This is a genomic window from Staphylococcus sp. GDY8P67P, from assembly GCF_017892545.1.
Lineage (GTDB): Bacteria > Bacillota > Bacilli > Staphylococcales > Staphylococcaceae > Staphylococcus > Staphylococcus ureilyticus.
In genome coordinates this window covers 43,834-67,224 of the sequence record NZ_JAESLH010000032.1, presented here as the reverse complement: position 1 = coordinate 67,224, position 23,391 = coordinate 43,834, and the positions used below count along the sequence as shown (strand labels likewise).

Below are 23,391 nucleotides of genomic sequence, written 5' to 3'. Positions count from 1 at the left end.
TGAATGACCTCACCTCTATTTTAACTGTTTTTGTAATTCACTAAGTTTTACTAGAGCTTCTATCGGTGTCATATTCGATAAATTTAATTGCTTAATTTCAGTCTCTACTTCACTTTGTTCCGCAGGATAATCAAACAAATCAAAAGCTGCTTGTTCAAATTGGTGGCTACTTTGTGCTTGCTTGTCATCGTTATAGCTGTGCTCGTTTTCAGATACAAATGATTTTTCTATCGGCGGTGCTTCCACGCCCGATTTAATAACGTTCATTTGTTCATTTGTCGCTTGTCCATGATTATTATTTTGTTCAAATGCATCTAGAATCACTTGTGCACGTGATATAACTGCTTCTGGTAAATGTGCTAACTTCGCAACTTGGATACCATAACTATCATCGACAGCCCCGTCTTTAACTTTGTGTAAGAAGATAAGCTCACCTTTGTATTCATTTGCTGCAACATGAACATTTTTCAACGAAGGCAACGACTGATCTAATGTTGTTAACTCGTGATAATGTGTAGAGAATAATGTCTTAGCATGAGAAGTATGTGCCACGAATTCAATCATTGCTTGTGCCAATGCTAATCCATCATAAGTAGAGGTTCCCCTACCTATTTCATCAAAAATAATTAAACTATTTTCTGTAGCGTTAGCGAGTGCTTTTTGTGCTTCCAACATCTCAACCATAAATGTACTTTTACCAGAAACTAAATCATCTGCAGCTCCAATTCTTGTAAATATTTGATCAAAAACTGGTAATACAGCTGTTTCACACGGCACATAAGCACCCATTTGTGCCATAATGCTTATGATTGCAACTTGTCTCATATAAGTAGATTTCCCAGACATATTAGGTCCAGTGATTAAATAGATAAACGTATCTTGATCTAAATTACAATCATTTGGCACATAGTCGTTGTGATCCATAACGCGTTCTACAACAGGATGTCTCGAATTTGTTAATTTAAGTGTTTTGTCTTCTCTAAATGCAGGTCTTGCATAATTATATTTTTGTGCTATCTCGGCAAAACTTTGCAAACAATCTAATTCAGAAATAACTTTTGCTTGTTTTTGTAAGCGTTCTGTATATGTCTTTATTTGTTCACGTAATTCAACGAATAATTGATATTCTAATTCAATCGCTTTATCTTCAGCGCCTAATATAATGTCTTCTTTTTCTTTTAATTCATCCGTAATAAACCGTTCTGCATTTGATAAGGTTTGTTTACGATGATAACCATATGCAGAAGGGTCAAAACCTTGCAAGTTGGCTCTTGTAATTTCAATAAAGTATCCAAACACTTTGTTAAAGCTAATCTTCAGTGATTTAATACCAGTGCGTTGACGCTCCTTAGTCTGAAGTTCAGCCAACCAAGATTTACCATTCTTCGATGCTTCTAAATATTCATCTAGCTCCTGATTAAACCCTTTTTTGAATAATCCACCTTCTTTAACAGATATTGGCGGTTCTTCTTTCAAACTATTTTCTAATAATGCTAACAGTTCATCTAAAGGTTCAAGAGCTTTAAATTGCTCAGTAGTTTCTGTATCTAAACGATCTAATAATTGCTTAATATTGGGTATTTCAGAAATTGAATGTTTGAGTTGAATTAGATCTCTAGCATTTACATTACCATAACTCACTCGACCAACTAAGCGCTCGATATCATATACTTGATTAAGATGTTCTCTCAATGTATCTCTCTCTATAAAAAAGTCTATAAATTGCTCAACAGTATCTAGACGTGATTCAATTTGATTTTTGTGGATTAACGGTCTATCAATCCATTGTTTTAATCTTCTTGCACCCATAGGGGTCTTAGTTTCATCCATCAACCATAGCAATGTCCCTTTTTTACTTTTCAGACGAATACTTTCTGTCAATTCTAAATTTCTTTTTGCATAAAAGTCCATTTTCATAAAATCTACTGCTTCATATTTAACAACAGTTTCTATATGAGATAGATCTCGTTTTTGCGTATGAAAAATATAATCAAGTAATAACTGAGTCGCATTGTATAAAGATTGTTCATTACTAGTATTTACTGCATAATGTGCATCTGATATTTCATTCAATACTGTAATCGTTTCAGTTGTTAAACTTATTTGACGTTTTAGTTCTTCATCAATATGCTCATTTACCACGATTTCATTTGGATTAATGGTTGTTATTTCATTTATTAATGTAGCTTGATCGTTAAAGGAAGTTACTTTTAGTTCTCCCGTAGATACATCACAATAACTTAATGCATAACAGTCATTTATTTGTACAAAGCTCAAAATATAATTATTTTGTTTTTCATCTACGCCACCTTGATCCATAACCGTACCTGGCGTAACGATTCTAACAACTTCACGTTTCACCATTCCTTTTGTCTGTCTAGGATCTTCCATTTGCTCACAAATAGCTACTTTATATCCATTATTAATTAATGTTTCAATATAGCCATCTGCTGAGTGGTAAGGTACCCCACACATAGGAATAGGATTTTCTTTTTTAGCATCACGCTTTGTTAATGTAATCTCTAGAACTCTAGAAGCTTCTTTCGCATCTTCAAAAAACATTTCATAAAAGTCGCCTAATCTAAAAAATAATAAACAATCTTGATATTGTGATTTTATTTTTAAATACTGTTGCATCATTGGCGTTTGGTTAGTCATTTAATCTTTCACAATCCTTCTATTAGTTTCTTACTGTTATTTACAATACATTAAATCAGATGGTTGCTCACTTGTTTAACTGATTGCTATTTTTACTTTATAACTAGTTTCTATTCTTATATTATTTCGTACTTTTAAACCATATTTCGATATTTTTATTGTCCATTTAACTCTTAAATTTTAACATAACTTTAGTTTTTACGCTTATGCTTACAAATTAGGATTGATGTAAAATGTTGTCGTTTAACTACTTGATGAATGATATTTATAAAATAAAAAAGATTAAGCTTCATTTGCACATACAATTAATTAATTACAAATCCACATTATAATTAAATCATTGATATGTTAAAAGCAATGAAACTTAACCTTTTCATATTTATAAGAATCGTTTTAAGATGCCTTTTCTTTTCATAACCATTAAAATAACATAACTAATCATTGCACCAATCACACTTGAAGCAATAAAAGCTATCATTAAAGGCTTGACAGCAAAGTTAGCAAAACCTAATACCCAGGCTAATGGTATACACATAATACTACCAATGATGCCTGTACCTATAACTTCACCGATTGCTGCCATAAAAATATGCTTGCGATAAAAGTAAAAACCACTTGCTAATAATACACCTACCATACTTCCAGGAAATGCAAAGAAACTACCGGTACCAAACACCATTCTTAACAGCGAAGAAATAAACGCTTGTGCCAGACCAAACCAAGGCCCCACAAATACCGCACATATCACATTGATTAAATGTTGTATAGGCGCCGCTTTGATAGGCCCAAGTGGTATAACAACAATGCTACTTAACACTACATTTATTGCAATCAATATCGCAGTCAGTGTTAATTTTCTTGTTTTCATATTGCTCATTTCCTTTCTACATATGGATTATGCATTAATCTTTATCTTGTTGAATTTCATTTAAACGGTTTGACATCGTACTAATCATCATTTGCAATAAGTCATTTGCCTGTGCTTGTGATTCTCTAAATTCTTCAACAATAGGTATAATATTGAGGTTTTGCTCGATATCTTGAATTTTATCTTCAGACTGACGCAGTGCCTGCTGTTTACCATAATTTTGTAAATTAACAGACTGTTTCTGCGTTTTTTTCAAGTCTTTCATACGTGTTTCAATATTTTTATTTTGATGAATTTGCTGTTCAATCGCTTGATATTCTTTAACAGTGTCTAATGATTGAATACGTTGACTGAGTTTATCTGCCTCTGCCAATATTTCATCTTTTTCATACATTATTGTGTCACCACTGCTTTTTCACTAACGCCTAAAAACGTACCATTCAATGAAAACTGTTTAGCTTCATCAACTTTTACATCAACAATCTTTCCAATCATTTCTTTAGGTGCTTTAAAATTAACTAGTTTATTTTTATTCGTATAACCTGCAAGTACAGTATCATCTTTCTTACTAGCACCTTCACAAATAACTTGTACTGTTTGGCCTTCATATTGTGCCATAGCTTGTTCAGAATAATAGGCTACTTTTTTATTTAACTGTTGTAATCTTGCCTTTTTTTCCTCTAATGGTACATTATCTTTCATTTTAGCTGCTGGCGTGCCATCTCTTTGAGAATAAATATACGTATATGCATGTTCAAATGCTACTTCATCATATAAAGTCAATGTTTCTTCAAATTGTTCTGCAGTTTCATTTGGATAGCCTACGATAATATCTGTTGTTAAAGCAACATCAGGTATTTTTGACTTAATACGATTGACTAAATCTAGATAGCTTTCTCTCGTATATTTACGTCCCATAATTTTAAGAACAGCATTATTTCCTGATTGTACGGGCAAATGCACATGTGGAACGATGTTTCCACCGTTAGCAATCACTTCTATCATACGATCGGTGAAATCCCATGGGTGACTCGTAGTGAAACGTACTCTAGGAATATCTATTTTCGAAATATCTTCTAGCAAGTCGCCAAGTCCATATTCTAATCCATCAATATCCTTACCGTATGAATTAACATTTTGACCTAATAGTGTAACTTCTTGATATCCTTGACGAGCTAAATCTCTAACTTCGTCTATAATATCTTGTGGTCTTCTACTACGCTCTTTACCTCGTGTAAATGGCACAATACAGTATGTACAGAATTTGTCACAGCCATACATGATATTAACCCATGCTTTTATATTACCTTTTCTGACTTTAGGTAAATTTTCAATTACATCGCCTTCTTTAGACCAAACTTCTACCACCATTGCTTTTGAGAGATAAGCTTCTTCGAGTATTTCAGGCAGTCTGTGTATATTATGCGTACCAAAAATCATATCCACATTTTGATATGATTTTAATATTTTATTCACGACTGATTCTTCTTGAGACATACAACCGCAAACACCAATAACTGTTTCAGGTTTTTCTTTTTTCAAGTGTTTTAAATTGCCAATCTCGCTAAACACTTTATTCTCTGCATTTTCACGAATTGCACAAGTGTTAATTAAAATAACATCCGCTTCATCGATTTCTTCTGTTGGCTGATAACCTAAAGCACTTAAAATACCTGCCATTACTTCTGTATCATGTGCATTCATTTGGCAACCATATGTTTTTATTAAAAATGTTTTACCTTTACCCATACCACGATATTTTTCATCGATTTGAAAATCACGGTTATAATGTACTTCTTCTTTACCACGTTTACGTGCTTCTTTTAAACTTGGTGGTTGGTATACATGCTCAAAATACTTACTATAATCTTTTGTCTTCTTATCGCGCTCGGCCAAAACATCTATAGAAGTTTTCTTTCTTTGTTCTTCATTCACGCTAACAAAACCCTTTCTATATCATAAAAACTATGAACAAACGCATTAAAATAGATCTTATCTCGCTGTTTTACAATCGAGTCGTTCAAAGTTCTATAACTTTATCTATAATCATTATTTCATTATATTAAATTTAGCAATAAAGTGCAAAAGTCATCTACAATAATGAATGTTGATTTCAAAAGTACATTTTACAATAAAAACCATCTTGATTAAATATACTTTGTCCAATAACAAACTTTTTTAATAAAATAATGATACAAAAATAAGGCACTTACGTATCATTTAATAACATTTATTAAATAAACGATGTACCTTATAGTTATGACTTTAATTTCAATTTTACACTATCATAATGCAATACCTTACAAGAAAACTACTTAGATTTCATCATATTTTCCAGTTAATGTTTCAATCGTTATACCTTCTGGAACATGATAAAATTTCACTTGACTGATAGTACTTGGTATTTCTAGTTCTACCATTCGCTCATTTAACTTTTGGATTAATATTAAACATTCATTCATCTCACCTTGTACAGTTGTTTCTAAAGGTCCAACGCGATATTCCAAACCAGAATCATCGATCACTTGAATTGCTTCATCTACGTAAGGTATAACATCTTCACCATTAGCAGTTTTAGGAATAATTTGTACACTCATTAAAGTATCATTCATACTTGTTCAACCCCTTAAATTTTACTTACCTTCAGTTTACCAAAACATTAACTTAAGGTATAGAAATCGAAAGCTTTGTTTATTTATTGATAGGTTTCGTTTATAAGTGACATCATCATATTTTTAGCAACGTTACCACCATTTGAAGCCGCATCGATTAATTGGCTAGGAAAATTGTCCTTAGTCTCTCCAGTTACATATAATCCATTAATATTTGTTTCTCCATATGGTGATGATTTGATTTTGCCCTGTTCATCACGTTCTAACAATATATTATTTAGAAAATTGAATTCGGTATCCCACCCCATTTGTGTAAATGCACCTTCTATTTTTATGACATTACCATCTTCTAATTCGACTCCTTTTAATTGTCCCTGCTCTCCTAATAGTTTTTTGATCGTTGTTGAACAGACCTCAATATGATGTTGTTCTAAAAATTTAATTGCCTCTGGCTCTAACGTTTCAATACCATTAGTAAATACAGTGATTTTTTTCGAAAAATTTCTCAATAATTTAACAATGTGTATTACATCTTTATCAGAGTAAAATACGCCTAATTGAGTATGTTTCATTTCAAAGCCATCACACCAAGGACAATAAAATACCGTTTTACCGTAAAAGGATTCAATATTATTTATTTTAGGTAAATGTTCTCTAACACCTGTAGCAACAAGTATTTGCTTGGCTGTATAGGATTTTGATGCTGTTGATACTTTAAATCCGGATTCAATTTGTATAATATCTACGACCCTTGCATTCACTATGGATACATCTTTGTATTTGGAGACATCTTCTATAGCTTGTTGTTTAAATTTTTGTGGCGAAATACCATCTTGCGTTAAATAACCATGTGATAATTGAGTAACTTTATTTCGTGGTTTATCTTCATCAATGACTAATGTATGCATCATTCCTCTACCAAAATTCAATGCAGCGCTCATACCTGCTGGGCCACCGCCTATGACAATTACTTCATATTCCATCATTCCACTCCTTTTAATTACACGTCTATTAAAGACTTTTAATATCTATAATAGTTTTAAAAAAGTGTATAGAAATAGTTTATGCTTTGCTATTTCTATACTATAAAATTATTTAACTACAGGTTTTAGCAGACTCGATAGTTTCTTTTGCTTCAAAGTTGTTACCAAAGTTGTTTCAGCATCTTCCATTATAGCTTTGATAGGACAGCCTTCATCATGATTAAAAGTGTCTTCTAATAAACTTTGCTCCCCATCTATCGTAACAATGACTTCATAGATAGATACTGAATCCCATCCATTCTTTAATTGATATCCGCCTTTAGCACCACTACTAGCAGAAATGATATTACGCTTAACTAAACGTGTCATTACTTTTGATAAATAAGTTGTAGAAACACCTAAAACTGATGCTAAGTCTTGTACAGGAATCTTTTTTTGATCACCTTGATTATTAATCATAAATAACAGTGCATGTAAAGCATAATCAGTCGCTTTTGAAAATTTCATAAATTTATCATCTTCCTATTATAGATATAATAAATCTATAATAACTTATTTGCTTTTCTTTTTCAATATTACACTAAATTTTTAGTAGCATTAATAATTGCATCTGCAAAATCATACATAAACTGAGCCCAGTTACTACTGTTCTCTCTACTTTTTTTATTATAACGTTCATTTTCAAACAATTTCTTTCTTATTCCTGAGGTTAACTCGAGTTGGACACCTTTCTCAGTTTTACAGCAATTTACAATATTGTCATCATGCGCACCAGACATATGTGACGGGGCTTGTCTGACAATTATCCCTAATTTTTCAAATTCTGCCGTCATCTCATCCATTAATTGCTCATCCTTACCACCCATATAAACAATTTCATCTTCACCTTTACAACCATGTATCGCGATGGCATATTGATTATTTGCAATCATTTTCATTAATTTAGGTTCATCATAATGTCTGGACGTCACATGTAATTCTGCATTACCTTTTGTTCTAATTGCTTTAAACGTAAAGTAGTCAAAACCACCTTTTTCAGCTGTTACTTCCGCCAATTCGGTAGTAGCAGGTTCTATAGCTCCGCCATGAATTGCAGTTATGATAACATTGCTATTTCGGTCAATTGAATTAATAATCCAATCCGTATTTTCCTCCGTTAGCTGCATTAATTCCGTCATAGATTTAAATCGATCAGCCATTGATTATCCCCCTCTATTTTATATGTACACTTTTTGTATACCACATTTTAGCGTCCATTATTTTAAATCACTGTTAAGTTTTTGATAATTTATTAACTCAATATTTACAGTTAACTATTACTGATTATTGATTGCTTTAATCATTGCTTTTGAAAACGCTTCTAAATACGTTGACCAGTTCGAACGATTTTCTCGGTCATTTAAATTAAATTTTTTATTAACAAAACAATGCTTCCTAAAGTTAACAGTCAATTCTAACTGTACCCCCATACCTTTTTGACCACAATTCACAAAGTTATCCTGTTGTTTACCAGAAATATGAGAAGGTGCATCCTTTGTAACGATTCCTGTTTCATTTAACGTTTGTTTTATCTGCGTAATTAGTGCTTTATCTCTACCACCGATATACACTTCATTTTTCTTACCCATGCAACCATGTATAGATATAACTTGAGCATGTTCAGTCACAATCTTTTGTAATTTTGGCTCATCAAAATGAATTGAAGTTACATGAAGTTCATTGTTTTTATTTTTTCTTACACCTTTAAAACTATAAAAACTATAATTACCTGTTTCACTTAAATGTTGTGCAACTTCAGTAGTTCCTCTTTCTATAGCACCGCCATGGACAGCAGTAATAAGTACTGGTGAATCTCTTTCACACGTTTGAATTTCCCAATCTTTATCTTCATTTGTGTAAGTTAATAATTCCGTCATTGTTTCAAAGTAATCAACCATATCTCTCTAACCTTCCATTTTTCGTATATAAATATAAAACTAGCTGATTCACAAATATACAACAATGATTTTTTCTATGAAAATCATCTTTTGTGATCAGCTAGTTATTTTACGCTATTGATTCTTATTTAAGTAGATAAACGCTTATACAAACTGCTTTGTTAAGTCTTTAAATTGTTGTTCATCAAGGTGAATATCTTTTTTGGCTAATGCTGTACCTTCTATTTCTTCAATTTGAGATTCATAAGAAGGTGTTTCCGTGTCTTGATATACAATACCTTTAAGTAATGAATTATACTCTAAAACCTTTTGAGTAGCTTTTTGTTTGTCGGTCGCATCAAAATCTTCAATTTCATCAATACTTGTAAGATTTTCTTTAAACCAATCATAAGTGTTGACTTTATTATATGTTACACATGGAGAGAATACGTTAACGAATGAAAAACCGTCATGGTTAATTGCATCTTCCAACATTTTAGTTAATACTTTAATATCACTAGAAAAACCTTGTGCAACAAATGTAGCACCTGAAGACAACGCAAGTTCTAATGGCGCAACATTTTTCTCAATATTACCTTTAGGCGTAGATTTAGTCACAAACCCTTGTGCTGATGAAGGTGATGTTTGTCCTTTAGTTAAACCATAGATTTGATTATCCATCACTATATATGTCATGTTCATATTTCTACGCAACGCATGGATCGTATGTCCCATACCAATCGCATACCCATCACCATCACCACCAGAGGCAATTACGGTCAAGTCTTTATTAGCCATTTTCACGCCTTGTGCTAATGGTAATGAACGACCATGGATCCCATGTACACCGTATGAATTAACATAACCTGATAAGCGGCCTGAACACCCGATACCTGTTATAATTGCAACTTCTTCAGGTTCTAGCCCAACATTTGCAGCTGCTTTTTGAATAGCTGCTTGAACAGAGAAATCTCCACAACCTGGGCACCAATTGGGCTTCACATTATTTCTAAAATCTTTAAATGTTGCCACTTATACCAACTCCTTTAATTTTTTGGCAATTTCTAATCCTTTGGCTTCTATTTCATTTGGTAAGAATGGCGTACCATCATATTTCGTTTGATTAATTAATTTATCTCCAACGTTCACATTCATTTTTAATATATTGGAAAGTTGTCCTTGATAGTTATGTTCCACAACGACAACTTTTGAAGCTTTATCAACCGCTTCTTGTATCGTTTTGCTTGGGAAAGGATGTAGTTGTCTGATTTGTAAATGATTAACCTTCAATCCTTGTTGCTCTAACCTTTCTTTACCTTCTTGAATCGCACCTTTAGTAGAGATGAAACCTAAATAAAGTATGTCTGCTTCATCATGGACTGCATTATTTTCTACAGGTTGATTGATCAATAGATGTTCTGTTTTTCGCATCCGTTTATCCATTTGCTGTTGTCTGTTATCAGCTGCTTCACTTGTCTTACCTTCTTCATTATGTTCCACACCTGTGACATGATGGATGCCCCCTTTAACTCCAGGGATTGGTCTTGGAGAGACCCCACTTTCAGTCAACGCATATCGTTTGAAGTATGTTTTATCATCTTCATCTCTTTCTATATCCGATTGAATCGTTTCTCCTCGGTTTATTTCAATTTTATTATAATCTAATGATTCTACAGTTTGTTTACCTAATGACAATTGTAAATCACTTAAAATAATGACCGGGCATTGATACATTTCAGCAAGATTGAAAGCTTCTATCGTAAGGTAAAATGCATCTTCAGCATCTGTTGGTGCTACAACTATTTTAGGTATATCGCCATGCGTACCGTAGATCATTTGCATAAGGTCTGATTGTTCTTGCTTGGTAGGCAATCCAGTGGATGGACCGCCGCGTTGTGTATTAATTACAACAAATGGCGTTTCCGTCATACCAGAAAGGCCAATTGCTTCCATCATGAGTGAAAGACCAGGTCCAGCGCTCGCTGTAAATGCACGTACACCAGCATAGTTAGAGCCTATTGCCATATTTGCCGCAGCGATTTCATCTTCAGTTTGTACAACAGTACCCCCAACTTTGGGTAAATTTTCAATCATATATTCCATGATTTCAGATGCTGGTGTAATAGGATAAGCTGCCATAAATCGAGAACCAGCTGACAACGCACCTAGACCTATCGCATCATTGCCAATCATATATAGATGTGGTGTACCTTCTGTTTTTTCTAAAACAAAATCACCATCAATATGACTTAATTGTTCGTTCATTAAACGGTAACCTTCATTCAATGCTTCAATATTCATTTCTACAACTTTATCACCTTTTTTAGTAAACATATTGGTGATAAGTGTCTCAAAATCTGAAATGTCTAAGTTCATTACTGCACATGTCGCTCCAACAGCGACCATATTTTTCATTAAAGTAGTGCCTAATTCTTTCGCAGTGGCAGTAAAAGGTAGCGCAACCAATTGTGCGTCACAATGTTCAGGTTTTTCTGGTTTAGCTTTACTATCAGCAATAATCACACTGTCTTTACGCATCTCATGATGGTTCACTTCAATTGTTTCTTGATCAAATGCGATTAATATATCTAAATCATCACTAATTGCATGTACTGGTGATGTTGATACTCTAATTTTATTATTTGTATGACCGCCTTTGATTCTACTTGAAAAATGACGATACCCATATAAGTAGTATCCTTTACGGTTCATAGCAGTGGCAAAGATTTCACCTGTTGATTCGATACCTTCCCCTTGTTGTCCGCCCACTTTCCATGATACTTGAGATTTCATATCATCTAGCCTCCTAGTGGTTATAATAATTCATATTTCATCATACCAAAACAAACCACGCTTTTACTATGAAAAGAGCGGTTTATTTTAAAATTCATACTAATGGACGATTATTTAAAAGGATGGTCATCATTGATAAGAATACGTTCGATACGTTTTGTTTTACCATCTTTATTTAAATCTATAATCACACCTGATAATACACTACGACCTTCGTCAGGAACAACATGTCTTTGTGGTAAGCTTGTGATAAAACGCGTAATCACCTCTTCACGATTAATACCAAGAATACCATCATAGTATCCTGTCATACCTACATCTGTAATATATCCTGTGCCTCCAGGTAATATTCTTTCATCTGAAGTTTGGATATGTGTATGCGTGCCGACAACAGCACTAACTCTATTATCTAAATACCATCCCATTGCATTTTTTTCTGAAGTCGTCTCAGCATGAAAGTCAACAAAGATATAATCTGTTTCTTTTTTTGCTTCAGTTACTAACGCATCAGCTTTTTTAAATGGATCATCAATATCTTGCATAAATGCTCGTCCCTGTAAATTAATGATAGCCAATTTGATTTCGTTAATTTGAATGTAGCGCATACCAACACCAGGTGCTTCATCTGGAAAATTGGCAGGGCGAACCATGCGATTGGCATTTTCTATAAAATCATAAATTTGTCGTTGACCATATGTATGATTACCCATTGTCATAAAATCAACGCCTTCTCTTAATAAAGATTTGTATATTTTTTCAGTCAAACCTTTACCATGTGCTGCATTTTCTGCATTTACGATTGTAACCGTAGGTTTATAAGTTTGTTTCAACTTGGGCAAATAGTTTGAAATAGCTTCTCTACCTATTTTACCAACAATATCCCCAATAAATAAAATTCTCATTTACGTGTCATCCTCTCTTACTGTTAGTTTAATTGAAATTAGCGATGATGAAAAGGCTCTTTAATAAATATTCATAAACATTACTTTGTTTTAAATTTATGATTGGTGGTAATATTTATATTATAGTTATGTATCATTTCAAAAAAATAGGAGTTGTATGTAAGATATGTCAATTAATATTGATCCACAACATTTTGCTGATTTAGTTGTTTCTGCAAACCCTTCAAATAGTGACAATCCGGAGGAGATTGCTAAAGATAGCTTGGAGTTATATATCAATGCTTATAGACTTGCTGAAAGATATGCCAATATCTCCACGAATTGTTATGACACTGCCGAAGTAATTAAAGAATTAAGTAAAGTAGATTTAGAATTAAAATAACTTAACGTAATTCACAGTAATAAAAGAGACTGAAGTATAGTGTTTAGTTTCAAAACAAAGGAGTCTGGGGAACATTATTGTTCATCCTAGACTCCTTTATTTTTTCCAGATTTCTAACCTAGTCTTTTGAATTAAAGCATGTACGAGTGTGATTGTGTTGTACATGTCAAGAGATTCTAGAGATATAGTTTACATAATCCGAGCCTGCAATGGCTCTCACAAATCATTCTATCCAATCCAAGTGTCAGCTGTTACAAGTAAAATATGTTAAATCGAAAAAGGATGAAGTTAACCACAATGTATTTTTACTTTAACTATACTTCTTAATAATATCGGTTTTACAAACTAAAAATAACTGCTAGTAAAATTTTACATCTCTACTAGCAGTTATTCCGTAACTTAATTAAGTTCTTATTTATTATTTTGCGTATTCAATTGCTCTAGTCTCACGAACAACTGTCACTTTTATATGGCCAGGATATTGAAGTTCATCTTCAATCTGACTCTTAATATCTCTTGCTAAGCGGTGTGACTTTAAGTCGTCGATAGTTTCTGGTGATACGATAACTCGAATTTCTCTACCAGCTTGGATTGCAAATGCTTTTTCAACACCATCATAACTTTCTGAGAGTGTTTCTAGTCTTTCTAACCTTCTAATATAATTTTCTAGGGTCTCTTTACGAGCACCTGGTCTTGCAGCTGATAGTGCATCTGCTGCTGCAACTAATATAGAAATAATAGAAGTTGGTTCTACATCACCGTGATGTGAATGTATAGCATTTAATACTGTTTCACTTTCAGCGTATTTTTTAGCTAATTCTACACCAATTTCAACGTGACTGCCTTCAACTTCATGGTCGATAGCTTTACCAACATCATGAAGTAGTCCAGCACGTTTGGCTAATGTAACATCTTCTCCTAATTCAGCCGCTAACATGCCGCTTAAATGGGCAACCTCTATAGAATGTTTTAACACATTTTGACCATAGCTAGTACGATATTGTAAACGACCTAGAATTTTAACTAAATCTGGATGCATATTATGCACATTAATTTCAAATGTTGCTTGTTCACCAGCATCTCTTATAATATCGTCAACTTCTTTTCGAGCTTTTTCAACCATATCTTCAATTCTTCCAGGATGGATACGTCCATCTGAAACAAGATTTACTAATGCAGTTCTTGCAATTTCGCGTCTAATTGGGTCAAAACCTGATAGAATAACTGCTTCTGGTGTATCATCTATAATTAAATCAATACCAGTTAACGTTTCTAACGTTCTTATATTTCTACCTTCTCTACCAATAATTCGACCTTTCATTTCGTCATTTGGTAAATTAACAACTGATACTGTAGATTCTGAAGTATGCTCTGCAGCTAACCGTTGTACAGTAGTTGCTAATAATTCTTTTGCATTTTTATCGACTGCTTCTTTTGCTTCTTTCTCTTTTTCCTTAACAAGTATTGCAATATCATGTGACAATTCTTCCTCGACTCTTTGAAGTTGTTCGTTAGCAGCTTCTTCTTGAGTGAGACCAGAGATGCGTTCTAATTCTTGTTCATGCTTATTTATTAATGACTGAACACTACTCTCTTTTGCATCTACTTGTTGTTGTCGTTCTTCAAGTTTAGACTCTTTTTGCTCTAAAATCTCATCCTTTTTATCTAAAAGATCAGATTTTCGCTCTAAGTTTTCTTCTTTTTGAAGAAGTCGTGCTTCTTGCCTTTGAAGATCACCGCGTCTTTCACGAAGTTCATTTTCACTTTGCTCTTTTAAGATTTGATTCTCTTCTTTAGCTTCAAGGAGCTTTTCCTTCTTAATATTCTCTGCTTCTTTATTACCATGTTCGATAATATCTTCTGCAGTTTGTCTTGCTTGTAATTGCTTTTGATGCAATATATTTCGGGCAATAATATACCCTACAACAACTCCGAGAATAATACCTAGCAAAATGAGTAGGAGGTTTAATAAATTCACACAAACACCCCCTTTTTCTAGGATTTTGCTCTGTATATCAAATTCAATATGATTATATGAAGTTATATAAGAATCATACAATGTAATTGTACGGTTTCAAACTAAGAAGTGTCAAGGTGTGCAACTACATTAATTAAATATTTGAATAGCTTCTTTTACATTAAAATAGTTACAGTTACTGCTATTGCTTATTTCTTGTTGTTTTTTCATCATAAAAAATTTTTATTTAATAATTTTGAACCTATATGCAATCACAAAAAAATAAGTATGTATTTATAAATACATACTTATTTTATAAGGAAAACTATTATATTTTAATTTAAATTATAAGTTACTCATCTTTTTCATCAAAAAGTGTAGCTGGTGCATCTTCTTCCTCTTTTTCATCTACGTCACCATCAAAAATACCAAGTTTTTCTCGCAATTTCTGATCGATTTCTTGTTTAACTTTTGGATTTTCTTTTAAATATAATTTAACGTTTTCTTTACCTTGACCCATACGCTCACCATTATATGAATACCAAGCACCCGATTTATTAACGATTTCATTTTCTACACCAAGGTCTATGAGCTCTCCTTCTTTAGAGATACCTTTTCCGTACATCATATCAACTTCAGCCACTCTAAATGGAGGTGCTACTTTGTTTTTTACCACTTTGATTTTTGTTCTGTTACCAACAATTTCTTGACCTTGTTTCAACTGTTCAGCACGACGAACTTCTAAACGTACAGAACTATAGAATTTTAATGCACGTCCACCTGGTGTCGTTTCAGGATTACCAAACATAACGCCAACTTTTTCACGAATTTGGTTTATAAATACAGCAGTTGTATTTGATTTAGAAATAGCACCAGACAATTTACGTAATGCTTGTGACATTAAACGTGCTTGTAAACCGACATGTGTATCGCCCATTTCGCCTTCAATTTCAGCCTTCGGTGTTAACGCAGCTACTGAGTCGACAACGACGATATCAACCGCACCACTTCTAACAAATGCTTCAGCGATTTCTAAACCTTGCTCACCATGATCTGGTTGAGATAAGTATAAGTTTTGAATATCAACACCTAATGCTTCTGCATAAACAGGGTCTAAAGCATGTTCAGCATCAATAAATGCAGCGATACCACCATTTTTTTGTACCTCGGCTATGGCATGTAATGCAACTGTTGTTTTACCAGAACTTTCTGGCCCATATATTTCTATGATTCTACCTTTAGGGTAACCACCAACTCCTAATGCGTTATCTAGTGTTACCGAACCACTTGATACACTAGAAACTTTACGTGCTTCATTATCACCAAGTTTCATTACTGCACCTTTACCAAATGATTTTTCCATATTTTTAATTACTGTATCTAAAGCTTTTTGACGATCATTATCCAAAACACTGGACCTCCTAAATGAGATTTATCTCTGAAAAATATCTTAACCATACTATACATTGATTTAAAGTATTCTGCAAGCATTTTGCGAATATTTGTTCGCTACTAATAGAACAATTCTTCACAAAAAGGGAACGTACGTACTAATCATTGTTTGTTTTGAATTATTAATTTTTTTCTCTAAAGTAGTTTAATAATCTAATCAATGAATAGTTTTGTGATCTTTTTTTTATTAAATTTCTATTCTTCGTCATTTTAAATGATTTAATGGTTAGGTATTCGTTTTCTAAAATACCTAAGTATACTGTACCATTTTCATGTAATAATGAAATACCAATTTCAGCATTATACAAATCTTTGACGATACGGCATGAAATTAGTAATTGATGCTCCATATCCTCTTTAGAATTTATAAACTGTTGGTGATGGGGTAACATACCAAATAGCTTATTTGAATAATCATGATCTTTCATTCTAGAATATAATTCGCCATCTGTTACACCATCATAGATTGCAAATGATTGTTTCATATGTGCTAAAAAGGATGATTCGATGGAATTATCATCTGACCCGTAATAATATTTACCTATACGTGACAGGATTTCTTTTTTTACTGGTGCTATTAGTGCTTCACACTCTTGTTTAGAGTTACCATTCGCCGTCAGTCTTATATTAACTTCATGCGTACCAGCTAATGGTGCAATAGTAGGATTTGTTTGATTATCTATCAAATCAATTAAAATAGTTTCAACTTTAGATTCACCTATCCCTGCAAAACGCAATAATTCTGAAAAAATAATACCTTCTCCAGTTAAAAAATATGGTAATAAGCCATCTTTTGCCATCGGTTGCATTTCTTTAGGTGGACCAGGCAATAGAGCGATGTGTTTATCGTTATATTCAATCAGCATACCTGGTGCCATACCTACTTTATTTTCTAAAACTGTTGCGCCTTCAATGACTAGTGCTTGTTGTTTATTGTTCGGAGTCATTTCAACATTTTGATCTTTAAAATAATGCTCAATATACATCAATGACTTTTCATCCGTTACTAAATTGCGATCTAATATTTGAGCTACCGTATGCTTTGTTAAATCATCTTTAGTAGGTCCTAATCCACCAGTAAGAATAACAGCATCATATTGTTCCAATGATGAATGTATTGCTCTTTCAAGTCTATTAGGATTATCTCCTACTACAGTGTGTTCTACAACACTATGTCCTATATCATTAAATAATTTTGATAGATATTGACCATTGGTATTTGCAATTTGACCCAGCAATAATTCAGATCCAACTGCTATAATTGATATATTCACACTTTCCCCTCCTTGTCCGAAAGAAAAATTTCGCTATTTAATTGGTTAAACTTATTATTTATATTATAAATCCAATTCTATTTAAAAACTAAAATTTCGTTTGAAGATTATTCTGTCTTAATGAATAACGATTCTGTATCAAGATATACTGTTTTAACAAAAAAACTGGAAAGGTGCTTAAAAACACTTTCCAGTTGAATTCATGTTTGTCAGAACCAAACTCATATTATTTAGCCTTAAATACATCTCTACCTTTATAAAAGTATTCAATACCAGATAGAATCGTAAAGAATACCCCTATGTATAATAGCACCTGACCTATTGGAAAACCAATCCATGTAGCTAATGGGTCGCCTAGTAAAATCCATACTAACGCAATCATCGTAACCGCCGTTTTAATTTTACCTAATTGGCCTGCTGCGCTTACAAAACCTTGTTCGATTTGTAATAAACGTAACCCTGTAACCGCAAATTCACGTGCAATAATAATGATCGCAACCCATGAGTTTGTTAACCCAATTTCAACAAGAGCAATCAAAGCACTTGAAACGAGTAATTTATCTGCTAATGGGTCTAAAAATTTACCCATATTTGTAACAAGCTGCCATTTTCTTGCTAAGTAACCATCTGCAAAGTCACTTAACGAAGCAACAATAAAGATAATACCACTAATCAATAATTCAATTCTAATTTCATATCCACCAATAAAAGTTACATTACCAAAACCAAAATCTACTAAAGCGAATAATAGAAATACTGGAATTAATATAACTCTAAAGACAGTTATCCAATTCGGAATATTCATTTCAAATCCTCATTTCTATATATATAACTTACAACAAAACTACAATAACATTTTTTATAAAAATAATACCGCTAATATCCACAGTATGGCAGTGATAATAATCACTAGACTTATTACTACTGCTAACTGCAGAGGTTCTTTGTTTTTACTACGATAAGTAGGTTGATGATCTGAAGAAAAAGCATCAATCGTTTCTTTCAAATTGTTATCATGATTAGGAATTTCATCTCTATGTGCATGAATAAGCTGTTCAGCATCAATATTTACAGCCTTTGCATATTTGCGAATAAAACCTTCTACATAATCTGCATTTTTAAGGGACTCAAAATCATTATTTTCAATGAGTGTTAAAGCTTGGCGTTTGATTTCTGTTCGGTTTTCTAATTCTGTTAATGTCATACCTAATCTTTCGCGACGTCCTTTTAAAGTTTGACCAACTAAACTCACGATGTTAGTCCTCCTCATCCATTATCTTTTACTATTCAAAAAATCCAAAACCACCACCGAAAACATCGTCACCGAAATCAAGATTATTTTTACTTTTTACGGTATGTTTTTTCATTTCTTCATAATGGATTTCTTGATTTTTATTTTCTCTTAGCTCAATGATATAATCAAAATCACTCATCTCATAATCACTAGTTTCCACAAATAAATCTGGATGTTCTACAACTTTAATCGCTGGTAAGCTCATAACTTCTTTCACTAATTCTTGATGTTTTTGGTTAGATTCTCTGGCTGTAACCGCACCATCAATAATATAGACATGATCAGAATCATACTCACCTTTGATGAGCGAACTACGAACAGTTTGTTTAATTAGCGTAGAACTAATAAATAGCCAACGCTTATGGGCACAGACACTACCAGCAACAATCGATTCAGTTTTACCTACTCTAGGCATACCTCTAATACCGATTAATTTATGCCCTTTTTCTTTAAATAATTCGGCCATAAAATCTACTAATAAACCTAAATCTTCTCTTTCAAAACGAAATGTTTTTTTATCAGCAGCATCTTGTTCTATGTATCTACCATGTCGTACAGCCAATCGATCTCGTAATTCTGGTTTACGCAATTTAGTAATAGAGATGTCATCAATTTCACTAACGATATTTTCAAATCTACTAACTTTTTCAAGGTTATCCGATTTAATTAATAGACCTCTTCTGCCTTCGTCAATGCCATTTATTGTAACAATACTAATACCCATCATACCTAATAAACTGGAAACGTCACCTAATAATCCAGCTCTGTTCATTGTAATTTCATATTCTAAATACCATTCTTTTTTTGTAGCAACTGTCATGGCATATACACCCCTTAGTTTATAAATCGCAACAATGCGCTTTGACTAAAATCTATCACATTTTCAGTTATTTATTTAATGAAAAAAGCATAGTACCACATAAATAATTTAAAAAGTAATGTAATGAATGATATTGATATTATATCATTGAATGATTCACAGGTGGTTTATTTTTTCTATTATATCAAAAATTATAAATACCAAGCACCATTCACTTTTTGTATTGTACCAGTGACACTTTTGGCTAATGGATTACAAAGATAACTACAAGTATGGGCAACTTCTTCTGGTTCAATAAATCTTTGTTGTGGTAAATCTTGAGATAAAGTTTCAAGATCATTTTCTCCCCAAGCTTTTAACATATTACCACTTACAAAACCAGGTGCGATCGCGTTCACAGTGACTGAAGTCAATGATAATTCTTGACTCAGTGCTTTTACGAAGCCAATTTGAGCTGACTTCATTGCCGAGTAGACTGTTTCCATACTCGCACCTGTTTCTCCCCATATTGATGAAATAACTATAATCCGCCCATTTTGACTTTGTCGTAACTGATCTACAAAATATCTACACATTCTAATGAATTGGCGCACGTGAATTTGATAATGCTCATCAATCATTGCATCCGTCATATCTTGCAACTGACCATACAATGCAGTGCCACTCGCATAAATAAGACAATCTAAATTTTTTATAAAATGAAAATATTGGTTAAAATCATCTACATTGCGCAAATCACATTGTACCAATTGCACTGAACTATGGTTGAACTGAAACTTTAATTTATTGATATCTGTATTATTATAATGAACGATGACTTCATACCCATCAGATAATAAGCGATTAACGATTGCAGAACCAATTGACCCTGAGCCACCTATAACTAAAGCTTTCATTGTTTATTTCATCTCCAAACGACTATCTACAATTTGGGATAAATTCAAACTCGATTGTGCCGTTTCATTTACGCTTTCCAATGTAATACTTTCAACAATATCTAATAGATCAAATAAACTTACACCTTCAAAATAAAGTTTTGTATATTGGTTCGCAATATATTCAGGCGAATTCAAACCAGATATAAACTCACCAATAAATTGCTTTTTCAATAAATTAAATGCTTCTGTATCAGTTAAATTGCCCTGTTTTGCTTCGAGTTCATCCAACAATAATTTTTTTAACTTATCTGGTTGTTGAGTCGCACTGGTAATCATGGAAAAACTATATGTAGGCTCTAATACAAATTGATACCCAAATGTTTCATCTATCAACTCTTCATTAAGTAACATTTGATAAAAGTCAGTTTCTTCACCAAATAGTAATTCAAAAAACAAAGTCATTTCTAAATCTTTTTTTACCAATAATCTATCTGGTACATCAGTTAATGGCATATTTTTAAAGCCAAGCATAATTCGAGGTGATTGCAATTTCATCTTTTCAGTGACTACTTTTTCTTTTACACTATCCTGTTCTTTTAAAGAATCCCTAACTATTCGAGGTTGATTCGTTTTATCTCTTTGATTTTCATGGTCAGCAACAACATTGTAAATATGGTCTACATCTACATCTCCAACAACAAATAAAACCATATTAGAAGGATGATAGAATGTTTCATAGCATAGGTATAAATCTTCTTTAGTTATTTCATAAATACTTTCTACACTACCAGCTATATCTACACGAATTGGATGTGATTCATACATAGCTCTTAATGTATTAAACATTAATTTATATCCAGGTTGCTCTTGATACATTTTTATTTCTTCAGCAATAATACCTTTTTCTTTATCTACAGATGCTTCGGTAAAGTATGGTGTTTCAACCATGGTTAACAAGCGTTTTATATTGCTTTCAATATTATCTGTTGCACTAAACAAATAACTTGTTCGGTCAAAACTAGTAAAGGCATTTACTTGTGCATTATCTTCTGCAAATGCAGTAAACAAGTCTTCTTCCTCATTTTCAAATAGTTTATGTTCTAAAAAGTGCGCTACACCATCTGGTACAGTAACAAAATCTTCACTGCCATGTGGTTTAAATTTACGGTCTAAGGAACCAAATTGAGTTGTATATGTAACAAATGTTTTCTGAAAGCCAGTTTTAGGTATAACAAATAATTTCAATCCATTGTTTAACTCAGCTTCAAATACATTTTCATCTATTTGCTTATAGTATGTGCTATGCATTAATAATTACCCCCTTTCGTTAAAACATAGATTGTATTGAGTTCTATATTTTTTGCTAAATCTATGATTTCAGCATGATCCACATCTTGAATGTGTTTAATGTACGCTTCCTCTGATATATCATGTTCTAATAGAATATTATTATTTAATATCTCTATGATACGTTTAGGACGGTCATATGACTCTTGACGCTGTGAAATAATAATCTTTTTAGCAAGTTCTAATTTTTCTTCGCTAAATTGACCTTGCTGGAACTTTTCAAATTCCGCAATAATTGTATCTTTCGCTACTTCATATTTGTCAGATGAAACACCACTAAGAACAAACATAAAACCATTTTTTGCATCTATTTGGGAATGAATTGAATATGCTAAACTTTGTTTTTCTCGTACTTCGTTAAACAAAACGGAAGATGGATCTCCGCCAAACATAGTATTAAAAACAACACTGGCAAAATATTGTTTATCTTCAAATTGTACAGGCAATTTAAATCCAATATTTAATTTAGCTTGATCCACTTCATCTGTTTCAATAATTTCTTGTGGCACTTTATCTGCTTGTGGCACTGGCGTCGCATGAGATTGTTTGAATTGGAATGGTTTTATATCAAAATAAGTTTTGATTTGAGATTTTACTTCTTGTTCATTTACATTACCCACGACATAAACAGCACAATAGTCGTTGTGTAGCATAGATTGATATGTATGATATAAATTTTCAGGTGAAATATCTGCTATGTAATCTACTTGTCCTGAAGCTAGGTGACGATATGGTTGTTCACCAAACATATATTTCAATAAATTTAAAAAAGATATTTGAGATTTATTATCAACCATTGCTTCTAATTTTTTAGTTAATAAAGCTTTTTCCTGTGAAACGAAGTTTTCGTCAAAACGATCATTAACAACTAAAGGATTCCAAATCATTTCTCTCAACAAATCTAAACCTTTTTCAAATAATGGGGTTTGATCAGTAAGATAGCGTTCATTCACTAATTCCAATGATATTGTGATGACATGTTTGTCTTTAAATTTTGAGACAAAGCTATTAACATACGCGCCATACAATTCTGAAAGATGACGGTTAAACGCCTTGTCTGTTGGCCATTTTTTTGTAGCACGCACGAGTAACTTACTGAGAATTGATCGAGCTGTCATGGTTTCACTATCTAATGGTGCCATAAATTTTAAAGTAATTGTGGTCGTTTTGAACTTTGTTGTTGGTAACACATTAATATGCAAATTATTTTGTTGTTCATTAATTTTCAAATTGTCAAACCTCACTTTCATAATTT

General features: G+C 32.6%; 22 protein-coding genes. 1 reads left to right on the top strand and 21 read right to left on the bottom strand.

The genetic code is table 11. The features are described 5' to 3' along the window. Positions 1-15: 15 nt before the first annotated feature. The 12 genes from mutS to KA833_RS12785 all read right to left on the bottom strand — a co-directional run bounded on the left by mutS (position 16) and on the right by KA833_RS12785 (position 12,732). Positions 16-2,637 carry a DNA mismatch repair protein MutS gene (mutS, locus tag KA833_RS12840; protein WP_481906381.1) on the bottom strand — a complete coding sequence of 874 codons (2,622 nt, stop codon included), beginning with the start codon at positions 2,635-2,637 and terminating at the stop codon, positions 16-18. 400 nt (positions 2,638-3,037) lie between these two features. After that, the gene (gene thiW / locus KA833_RS12835) at positions 3,038-3,526 is read right to left on the bottom strand and encodes an energy coupling factor transporter S component ThiW (protein ID WP_046208599.1); all 489 of its coding nucleotides are present in this window, start codon (positions 3,524-3,526) and stop codon (positions 3,038-3,040) included. A gap of 34 nt (positions 3,527-3,560) precedes the next feature. Beyond that, positions 3,561-3,920, bottom strand: a complete 360-nt coding sequence (locus KA833_RS12830) for a YlbF/YmcA family competence regulator (protein WP_070812723.1) — start codon at positions 3,918-3,920, stop codon at positions 3,561-3,563. After that, complete coding sequence (gene miaB, locus KA833_RS12825) at positions 3,920-5,461, bottom strand: tRNA (N6-isopentenyl adenosine(37)-C2)-methylthiotransferase MiaB (protein ID WP_210128542.1); 1,542 nt, start codon at positions 5,459-5,461, stop codon at positions 3,920-3,922. Before miaB ends, KA833_RS12830 begins: the two co-directional genes overlap by 1 nt. Positions 5,462-5,841: 380 nt before the next feature. After that, a complete protein-coding gene (locus KA833_RS12820) occupies positions 5,842-6,138 on the bottom strand; it encodes a thiamine-binding protein (protein ID WP_046208602.1) in 297 nt (98 codons plus the stop codon). 83 nt (positions 6,139-6,221) lie between these two features. Beyond that, entirely contained in the window at positions 6,222-7,121 is a 900-nt protein-coding gene (locus tag KA833_RS12815; protein WP_046208603.1) for an NAD(P)/FAD-dependent oxidoreductase, read from the bottom strand. Positions 7,122-7,229: 108 nt separating this feature from the next. Further along, positions 7,230-7,628 carry an RrF2 family transcriptional regulator gene (locus KA833_RS12810; protein ID WP_064209022.1) on the bottom strand — a complete coding sequence of 133 codons (399 nt, stop codon included), beginning with the start codon at positions 7,626-7,628 and terminating at the stop codon, positions 7,230-7,232. Positions 7,629-7,696: 68 nt separating this feature from the next. Next, entirely contained in the window at positions 7,697-8,320 is a 624-nt protein-coding gene (locus KA833_RS12805) for a poly-gamma-glutamate hydrolase family protein (RefSeq protein ID WP_070037830.1), read from the bottom strand. Positions 8,321-8,437: 117 nt separating this feature from the next. Next, positions 8,438-9,058 carry a poly-gamma-glutamate hydrolase family protein gene (locus tag KA833_RS12800; RefSeq protein ID WP_070037832.1) on the bottom strand — a complete coding sequence of 207 codons (621 nt, stop codon included), beginning with the start codon at positions 9,056-9,058 and terminating at the stop codon, positions 8,438-8,440. A gap of 144 nt (positions 9,059-9,202) precedes the next feature. Continuing rightward, on the bottom strand, positions 9,203-10,069 hold the full coding sequence (locus KA833_RS12795) for a 2-oxoacid:ferredoxin oxidoreductase subunit beta (RefSeq protein ID WP_210128543.1): 867 nt from the start codon (positions 10,067-10,069) through the stop codon (positions 9,203-9,205). Then, positions 10,070-11,830: a 2-oxoacid:acceptor oxidoreductase subunit alpha gene (locus KA833_RS12790; protein ID WP_210128544.1), complete on the bottom strand. Its 1,761-nt coding sequence runs from the start codon at positions 11,828-11,830 to the stop codon at positions 10,070-10,072. Positions 11,831-11,940: 110 nt separating this feature from the next. Further along, positions 11,941-12,732, bottom strand: coding sequence for a TIGR00282 family metallophosphoesterase (locus KA833_RS12785; protein WP_046208609.1), 792 nt, complete (start codon positions 12,730-12,732; stop codon positions 11,941-11,943). Between the two features lie 166 nt (positions 12,733-12,898). On the opposite strand from KA833_RS12785, the gene KA833_RS12780 reads away from it, so the two are divergent. Further along, positions 12,899-13,114 carry a hypothetical protein gene (locus tag KA833_RS12780; RefSeq protein ID WP_046208610.1) on the top strand — a complete coding sequence of 72 codons (216 nt, stop codon included), beginning with the start codon at positions 12,899-12,901 and terminating at the stop codon, positions 13,112-13,114. 418 nt (positions 13,115-13,532) lie between these two features. Here KA833_RS12780 and rny read toward each other — a convergent pair whose 3' ends face one another. The 9 genes from rny to yfmF form a co-directional block, all read right to left on the bottom strand. After that, positions 13,533-15,092 (bottom strand): ribonuclease Y, encoded by a 1,560-nt coding sequence (gene rny / locus KA833_RS12775; RefSeq protein WP_019468711.1) that lies wholly within the window; start codon positions 15,090-15,092, stop codon positions 13,533-13,535. A 331-nt stretch (positions 15,093-15,423) separates the two neighbouring features. Then, entirely contained in the window at positions 15,424-16,479 is a 1,056-nt protein-coding gene (gene recA / locus KA833_RS12770) for a recombinase RecA (protein ID WP_046208611.1), read from the bottom strand. A gap of 166 nt (positions 16,480-16,645) precedes the next feature. Then, a complete protein-coding gene (locus tag KA833_RS12765) occupies positions 16,646-17,797 on the bottom strand; it encodes a CinA family nicotinamide mononucleotide deamidase-related protein (protein WP_064209026.1) in 1,152 nt (383 codons plus the stop codon). Between the two features lie 226 nt (positions 17,798-18,023). Further along, positions 18,024-18,602 (bottom strand): CDP-diacylglycerol--glycerol-3-phosphate 3-phosphatidyltransferase, encoded by a 579-nt coding sequence (gene pgsA / locus KA833_RS12760; RefSeq protein WP_046208613.1) that lies wholly within the window; start codon positions 18,600-18,602, stop codon positions 18,024-18,026. A 54-nt stretch (positions 18,603-18,656) separates the two neighbouring features. Then, entirely contained in the window at positions 18,657-19,049 is a 393-nt protein-coding gene (locus KA833_RS12755) for a helix-turn-helix domain-containing protein (RefSeq protein WP_080937823.1), read from the bottom strand. Between the two features lie 31 nt (positions 19,050-19,080). Continuing rightward, complete coding sequence (locus KA833_RS12750) at positions 19,081-19,911, bottom strand: DUF3388 domain-containing protein (RefSeq protein WP_046208615.1); 831 nt, start codon at positions 19,909-19,911, stop codon at positions 19,081-19,083. A gap of 191 nt (positions 19,912-20,102) precedes the next feature. Next, the gene (ymfI, locus tag KA833_RS12745; RefSeq protein ID WP_046208616.1) at positions 20,103-20,807 is read right to left on the bottom strand and encodes an elongation factor P 5-aminopentanone reductase; all 705 of its coding nucleotides are present in this window, start codon (positions 20,805-20,807) and stop codon (positions 20,103-20,105) included. Between the two features lie 3 nt (positions 20,808-20,810). After that, positions 20,811-22,097, bottom strand: coding sequence for an EF-P 5-aminopentanol modification-associated protein YfmH (gene yfmH / locus KA833_RS12740; protein ID WP_145381290.1), 1,287 nt, complete (start codon positions 22,095-22,097; stop codon positions 20,811-20,813). Then, complete coding sequence (yfmF, locus tag KA833_RS12735) at positions 22,097-23,386, bottom strand: EF-P 5-aminopentanol modification-associated protein YfmF (protein WP_210139574.1); 1,290 nt, start codon at positions 23,384-23,386, stop codon at positions 22,097-22,099. Before yfmF ends, yfmH begins: the two co-directional genes overlap by 1 nt. Positions 23,387-23,391: the final 5 nt, after the last annotated feature.

Bases quoted from the DNA above. Each gene is read 5' to 3' on its own strand.
- ymfI (WP_046208616.1), bottom strand. From the start codon at position 20,807: ATGAAAGCTTTAGTTATAGGTGGCTCAGGGTCAATTGGTTCTGCAATC.
- KA833_RS12815 (WP_046208603.1), bottom strand. From the start codon at position 7,121: ATGGAATATGAAGTAATTGTCATAGGCGGTGGCCCAGCAGGTATGAGC.
- KA833_RS12750 (WP_046208615.1), bottom strand. From the start codon at position 19,911: ATGACAGTTGCTACAAAAAAAGAATGGTATTTAGAATATGAAATTACA.
- thiW (WP_046208599.1), bottom strand. From the start codon at position 3,526: ATGAAAACAAGAAAATTAACACTGACTGCGATATTGATTGCAATAAAT.
- yfmF (WP_210139574.1), bottom strand. From the start codon at position 23,386: ATGAAAGTGAGGTTTGACAATTTGAAAATTAATGAACAACAAAATAAT.
- KA833_RS12800 (WP_070037832.1), bottom strand. From the start codon at position 9,058: ATGGTTGATTACTTTGAAACAATGACGGAATTATTAACTTACACAAAT.
- KA833_RS12785 (WP_046208609.1), bottom strand. From the start codon at position 12,732: ATGAGAATTTTATTTATTGGGGATATTGTTGGTAAAATAGGTAGAGAA.
- mutS (WP_481906381.1), bottom strand. From the start codon at position 2,637: ATGCAACAGTATTTAAAAATAAAATCACAATATCAAGATTGTTTATTA.
- KA833_RS12790 (WP_210128544.1), bottom strand. From the start codon at position 11,830: ATGAAATCTCAAGTATCATGGAAAGTGGGCGGACAACAAGGGGAAGGT.
- yfmH (WP_145381290.1), bottom strand. From the start codon at position 22,097: ATGCATAGCACATACTATAAGCAAATAGATGAAAATGTATTTGAAGCT.
- KA833_RS12805 (WP_070037830.1), bottom strand. From the start codon at position 8,320: ATGGCTGATCGATTTAAATCTATGACGGAATTAATGCAGCTAACGGAG.
- KA833_RS12780 (WP_046208610.1), top strand. From the start codon at position 12,899: ATGTCAATTAATATTGATCCACAACATTTTGCTGATTTAGTTGTTTCT.
- KA833_RS12810 (WP_064209022.1), bottom strand. From the start codon at position 7,628: ATGAAATTTTCAAAAGCGACTGATTATGCTTTACATGCACTGTTATTT.
- KA833_RS12820 (WP_046208602.1), bottom strand. From the start codon at position 6,138: ATGAATGATACTTTAATGAGTGTACAAATTATTCCTAAAACTGCTAAT.
- KA833_RS12830 (WP_070812723.1), bottom strand. From the start codon at position 3,920: ATGTATGAAAAAGATGAAATATTGGCAGAGGCAGATAAACTCAGTCAA.
- pgsA (WP_046208613.1), bottom strand. From the start codon at position 18,602: ATGAATATTCCGAATTGGATAACTGTCTTTAGAGTTATATTAATTCCA.